We start from the raw sequence: 2272 nt of genomic DNA, 5'->3' as shown, positions 1-2272 counted from the left end.
GTGGCGTGGTGCTTGTCGTGGTGCAGCTCCATGATCTTGCCGCTGATGTGCGGCTCGAGCGCGCTGTAGTCGTAGGGCAGATCCGGCAGCGTGTACACGGGCATCGTGCATCCGTCCTTCCGTGGCGGGTGAGGTGCTCCGACCGTAGGACCTCCACCCCGGTTGAGGTCAACGGAGACCCACGTCACAGGCCTCTCAGGCGCCACCGCTGCGCGTCACCCGCAGCAGGACTCCCTGCTCGGGCGCGAGCGGGGGCAGCGGCAGGCCCACCTCGGCGAGCGCAGCACCGGGCAGCTCGACGGCGCCCGACGCCCACCAGGGCGGCGGGGCGTCGCCGACCACGAGCGGCGGCGTGGCGAGGTCGACGCGTTCCACCCGGTAGGTGCCCCGCGGGTCCAGGCCCGGCAGCAGCAGGGCCGGCGGCACGGCGGCCGACGACGCCGCCCGGGTGACGACGGCGTAGACCGCCTCCTGCGCCCCGGGCCCGACGATCCCGTGCACCCAGCACTCGTCGGCGGTGTCGGCGCGCACCGTGGTCCCCGTCGCGACGAGCGGTCGGAGCTCCTTGACCAGCCGCACCCAGCGGGCGACGGCCTCGACGTCCTCGGGCGTCGCGCGCGTCAGGTCCGCCTCGATGCCGCTGTGCCCGAACAGGGCGGTGACCAGCCGCAGCGACAGGTCGTGGGTGCGGCCGGTGGTGTGCGAGCGCGCGTCGCCGACGTGCGTGCCGACGAGCTCGGGCGGCACGAGCAGCCCGGTCCAGCGCTGCACGGCCTGGCGCTCCAGCGCGTCGTTGGTGTCGGACGCCCAGACCCGGTCCGCCCGGTCGAGCACGTCGAGGTCGACCTTGCCCCCGCCGGAGGAGCACGACTCGATCTCGAGCGCCGGGAAGCGTTCCCGCAGCTCGTCCATGAGCCGCCGCGTGGCGAGCACCTGGCCGCGGGAGGGCGCATCGAGCACGTCGCGGTTCTGGTCCCACTTGAGGTAGGTGATCGGGTACTCGTCCAGCAGGGCGACGACGGCGTCCCGGACGTGCGCGTACGCGTCCGGGTGCGCCAGGTCGAGCGCCTGCTGGTACCGCCAGGGCAGCGGCTCGCGACCCGGGGTCGCCCGCAGCACCCACGCGGGGTGCCGGCGCGCGACGTCGGAGTCCGCGTTGACCATCTCCGGCTCCACCCAGAGCCCGAACTCCATCCCCAGCCCGGTCACGTGCTGCACGAGCGGGTGCAGGCCGTCCGGCCAGACGGCCTCGTCGACCGTCCAGTCCCCGAGCCCGCGCCGGTCGTCGCGGCGTCCGCGGAACCATCCGTCGTCGAGCACGAACCGCTCGACGCCGACGCGCGCGGCGGCGTCGGCGAGCGCCCGCAGCCGGTCCAGGTCGTGCTCGAAGTAGACCGCCTCCCACGTGTTGAGGGTGACGGGGCGCGGACGCGTGGCGCGTCCGGGGCGGGCACGCACCCAGGCGTGGAACCGCTCGGACAGCCCGTCGAGGCCGGCGTCGGACCAGCCGGCGAGGGTGCGCGGCGAGGTGTACGTCTCGCCCGGGCCCACGACGACGTCGCCCGGCCCCCACAGCTCGCCCGCGCCGACGACGGCGTGCCCGGAGGCCAGCCGCTCGACGCGCACGGAGGTGTCGCCGCTCCAGGCGTGGTGGACGCCCCACACCTCGCCGGACCGGAACCCGAAGCCGGGCGTCCCGGCCACCGTGGCGAAGGGCGCGTCGTGCCCGGGGCGGCCGTGCCGCGTCCCGCGCTCCCAGAGGCCGTCGCGCAGCGGGGCCCGTTGGGGGCGCCGCTCCCCCGCCCAACGTCCGGAGAGGTCGAGGACCTCCGTCGCGCGGGCGGGCAGCGGCAGCGTCGACACGACCCGGTCCAGGACGTAGGGCGTCGTGCCGCGGTTGGTCACCGTCGTCGTGCTCTCGAGCACCCCCTGGGCGTGCAGGGTCAGCCGGACGGCGACCTCCAGGCCGGCGGCCGGGTCGGCCAGCAGCACGGTCACCGTGCCGCCGTCCGACGTCGTGCGGACCTGCCGGGGCGCCGGGCGCCGGGCCGCGCCGTCGTCCGGTGCGGCAGGGCGCCAGCCGGCGAGGCCCGGCAGGCCGGGCCAGCCGTCCGCGGCGAGCGGCAGCAGCGTGGCGCGTACCGGCACGTCGGGAGAGCTCGCGGTGACGGCGGGGACCTGGCTGTCCGCGAGCGCCTCCAGCGCGTGCCGGCCGAGCCCGCCGAGGTCGGCGCCCCAGTGGACGACCACGGGCACCCCCGTGCCGCGGGCG

The 2272-nt window shown here is 76.6% G+C and carries 1 protein-coding gene and 1 pseudogene; both read right to left on the bottom strand.

All coding sequences use genetic code 11. The annotated features are described in order from the left end of the window. Nucleotides 1–104, bottom strand: a pseudogene (locus MWU57_RS17860) (superoxide dismutase); the annotation flags it as partial. Between the two features lie 91 nt (nt 105–195). Beyond that, the gene (locus MWU57_RS17855) at nt 196–2256 is read right to left on the bottom strand and encodes an alpha-galactosidase (RefSeq protein ID WP_374108592.1); all 2061 of its coding nucleotides are present in this window, start codon (nt 2254–2256) and stop codon (nt 196–198) included. Between the last annotated feature and the right edge of the window lie 16 nt (nt 2257–2272).

Source organism: Isoptericola sp. S6320L, from assembly GCF_023015685.1.
Classification (GTDB): Bacteria; Actinomycetota; Actinomycetes; order Actinomycetales; family Cellulomonadaceae; genus Isoptericola; species Isoptericola halotolerans_A.
This window is presented reverse-complemented; position numbering and strand designations above follow the sequence as displayed.